This is a genomic window from Pseudomonas sp. SDO5591_S426, assembly GCF_054070755.1.
On sequence record NZ_JBSVXD010000319.1, the window covers coordinates 1 to 3733 of the forward strand.

4 protein-coding genes are annotated in these 3733 nt (G+C 60.7%); 1 reads left to right on the plus strand and 3 read right to left on the minus strand.

The window, feature by feature from the left end:
- Positions 1-85 precede the first annotated feature (85 nt).
- Complete coding sequence (gene hpaC, locus ACW9JC_RS29210; protein WP_056723075.1) at positions 86-595, minus strand: 4-hydroxyphenylacetate 3-monooxygenase, reductase component; 510 nt, start codon at positions 593-595, stop codon at positions 86-88.
- Between the two features lie 260 nt (positions 596-855).
- On the opposite strand from hpaC, the gene ACW9JC_RS29215 reads away from it, so the two are divergent.
- Positions 856-1485, plus strand: coding sequence for a response regulator transcription factor (locus ACW9JC_RS29215; RefSeq protein WP_419710079.1), 630 nt, complete (start codon positions 856-858; stop codon positions 1483-1485).
- 174 nt (positions 1486-1659) lie between these two features.
- Here ACW9JC_RS29215 and feaR read toward each other — a convergent pair whose 3' ends face one another.
- Positions 1660-2580, minus strand: a complete 921-nt coding sequence (gene feaR / locus ACW9JC_RS29220; protein ID WP_457459385.1) for a transcriptional regulator FeaR — start codon at positions 2578-2580, stop codon at positions 1660-1662.
- Between the two features lie 153 nt (positions 2581-2733).
- Entirely contained in the window at positions 2734-3684 is a 951-nt protein-coding gene (locus tag ACW9JC_RS29225; protein ID WP_338581574.1) for a PDR/VanB family oxidoreductase, read from the minus strand.
- Between the last annotated feature and the right edge of the window lie 49 nt (positions 3685-3733).

Below are 3733 nucleotides of genomic sequence, written 5' to 3' on the forward strand. Positions count from 1 at the left end.
GGATCTCCAGCGGACACAGAGTTTAAGTATGACGCTGATCCTGTGGGAGCGGGCTTGCCCGCGATGAACGATAACGCGGTCTCAATCAAGCCGCGCTGGCATGCTCAACACGATGAAACAACCGGTTGAAATACACCAGGCTGTCACGCGGTTCGCGCACGCCGACCTTCGTCAGTTCCACGAACATCACCGAATGCGAACCCACTTCCTTGCACTCGCTGATCCGTCCTTCCAATTGCACCAGGGCGTCGCGCAGCACCGGCACATCGGCCGCGCCGTCGTCCCACAAGTCCCAGGCAAAACGCTCATCCATCGGCACCTTGGTCATGCCGGCGAAGTGCCGGGCCAGTTCTTCCTGCTCACCACACAGCACGTTGACGCACAGGTGGCCGTTGGTGCGGAACACGTCGTGGGTGGCGCTGTTGCGATTGACGCAGACCAGCACGGTGGGCGGTGAATCGGTCACCGAGCACACGGCGCTGGCGGTAATGCCGCAGCGACCGCCGGGGCCGTTGGTGGTGATGATGTTCACCGCAGCAGGCAGCTGCGCCATGGCGTTGCGAAAGTCGATTTGCTGCTGGCTCAGGTCGGCCATGTCGATGCCCCTTCCTTCAGGAGGACCGCGTCGTAAAGCGGCCCGTAGGTGATGGAACAAGACTAAGGCCGCGGGCACAGCGCAACCATTCTGACGATCCCCATGGTGAGGTTGGGTTTCCGCTAGTCGACTAGGTGGTTTCTTTATCGCAAGGGCCGGCGACAGTGGGTATTCTGCACACTGGCTTCACAAAGATGAGCCGATGCGTGCCGCGCGTTCGCGTGCGAAAACAATAATTAGAAATTTTCGTGGCAGCCCCGATGGAAACCCGCAAACCGATTGTTTACATCGTTGACGACGACAAGGACCTGCGCACTTCACTGGCGTGGCTGCTGGAGTCCGTCAGCGTGCAGGCGCAGTGCTTTGCCGGCGCCGAAGAGTTCCTCAGCCAATACGACCCCAAGCAGCCCGCCTGCCTGGTGCTCGACGTGCGCATGCCGGAGACCAGCGGTTTCCAGTTGCAGGAGATCCTCAACCAGCGCGGCAGCACGCTGCCGACCATCTTCGTCTCGGCCCATGGCGACATCCCGATGTCGGTCACGGCCATGAAGAACGGTGCGCTGGACTTCGTCGAGAAGCCCTACAACCCACAGCAGATGATCGACCGCATCCAGGCCGCGCTGAAGACCGCCGTGCACGCCCAGGCCGATCAGCAGCAGCGTCAGAACCTGCAAGGCAAACTGGCGCTGCTGACCACCCGCGAGCGTGAAGTATTGATGCTGGTGATCGATGGCAAGGCCAGCAAGGTGATCGCGCGGGAGCTGAACATCAGCGTGAAGACCGTTGACGTGCACCGCACCAAGATCAAGGAAAAGATGGGCGTGACCAGCATTGCCATGCTGGTGCGCGAAGTGCTGCATTTGCCGGTGGATGAGCCGGTGCGGCATTGAGGGATGTGTGGCGGCCATGAGGCCGCCATCGCGGGCAAGCCCGCTCCCACAGTGGTTTTGTGTTCGCTGGAGAACTCTGTAGGAGCTGCCGGAGGCTGCGATCTTTTGATTTTGCTTTAACAACAAGATCAAAAGATCGCAGCCTTCGGCAGCTCCTACAGGGGATGTGAAGTGTCAGATCTGGCTGTACCGCTTGCGATAAGCCCCCGGCGACACACCGAAGCGTGATTTGAACGCCGACGAGAAGTAGCTGGAATCCGAAAAACCCCACGCATAACACAACGCCGAGAGCTTCTGCTCGACATCGGCGCGGCGCAGGTTTTCCGCGCAGAAGTCCAGGCGACGGTGCTTGATGTATTGCGCCACCACCAGGCCGCGCTTGGAGAACATCCGGTACAGCCCGCGTACCGAAACCCCGACCTCACGGGCAATCATCTCGGGGCACAGGGCTTCGTCGCTGATGTGCTGGTCGATGAAGGCGATGATCTTGCGGAACTGCCGCTCGTGGGCGTCACCGCCGTTGTCTTGCGCACTGATGCCCGGCAACAACAGGCTCGCGAGGGCGTCGAGTACGGCTTCGCTTTCCTGCATGTCCAGGCTTTCTTGCTGGCGTGTCTCCAGCACCAGCCTGTTGGCCATCGAAGCCAAAGGGCTGCTGGCGGCGATGCGGGTGGCGCAGTTGACCGCGTTGAAGTGCGAGCCACGCTCGACCACCTGACGCGGCAAAATCAACGACAACTGACGGGAATCGTCGTTGTAGGTCATGTCACTCGGACGGCTGGCGTCGATCAGGGCGATGTCGCCACAGCCCAGCTGCGCACGGTTGTCGCCCTGCTCCAGCTGTGAGCTACCACGCATCTGGAACACCGCGTAGTAATGGCCATCGCTGCTGGTGCTGACGTCCTTGCTGGTGCGGTACAAATGCACGTGCGCCATGTCGACCACGCTCAGGTTGATCGCACCGCTGCGAAATTCCGCCAGTTCGCCGTAGAAGTCGGTGTCCAGCGCCCGGGCATCGAAACGCCCACAAGCCTGGTTCACCTGGCTCAACCAACTTTCGAACGCCTCATTGCGCACCGCCGATGCTGTAATCATGTCCGCAAAGCCTCACGTTTTTTTGTTTTTATTTCCGACCGCTTCGTCGAGCGGTTCGGTAAAAAAGTTTCGTCTTCCAGCCATCGCCTCCCTCGATGGTCGCCGGGCGCCATTCAACAGGCTCCGGCGTCAGCTTTCCAGTGAAGAAAGCGCTTAGATGTCCAATACCAGACGAGCGGAAAGTGCCCGGGAAACACAGGCGCAAATCTGCTTGTTGGAGGCCTTTTCCTTGTTGGAAAGGCAGTTGTCGCGGTGCTCTGGCACGCCGTCCAGCACCTCAACGATGCAGGTGCCGCAAATGCCTTCGCGGCACTCGGTGTCGATGTCGCAACCGTGGGCTTGCAACACGTCGACCAGGCTGGTGTTGGCCGGTACTTGCAGCACCACGCCGGAACTGGCCAGTTCCACTTCGAACGTGCCGGCCGGGGCGCTGTTGGCGGCCGGGTCTGCAGCGAAGTGTTCCAGGTGAATGGCCTCATCAGCGCGACTGCGCGACGCGACTTCCACCACTTTGTTCATGAACGGTGCCGGGCCGCAGGTGTAGACGTGGGCCGTTGGACTTGCGCGATCCAGGCAGGCACTCAATGCGCCGTCGAGATCCGCTGGTTCGATGCCGTAGTGGAACTCCACATGATCAGCAAAATTGGTCGCCAACAGTTCGGTAAACGCCGCGTATTGCGCCGAGCGGGCGAAGTAATGCAGGCGGTACGGCTGGCCGCTTTCCGCCAGCTTGTAGGCCATGCTCAGCAGCGGCGTGACGCCGATACCGGCGGCGAACAGCACATGCTCGCTGGCGCTTTCATCGAGGCGGAACAGGTTGCGCGGCGCGCCCATCTCCAGCTCCATGCCCTCTTCCACTTGCTCGTGCAGCGCCAGCGAACCACCGCGCGACTGCGCTTCTTTCTTCACCGCCACCAGGTAGGCGCGGCGATCCTGCGGCGGGCTGCACAGCGAATACTGGCGGGTTACGCCGGTCGGCCCGGTCAGGTCGACGTGGGCACCCGGTTCATAGGTGTCGAGCGGCTGGCCGTCACTGCGCACGAGGCGAAAGGAACGGATATCCAGCGCTTCGTCGACGATCCTTTCGATCTTCACCTTCATCATTGCATCACCTGAATACTTATTTTTCGTTTAACACATCACTTGTAGGAGC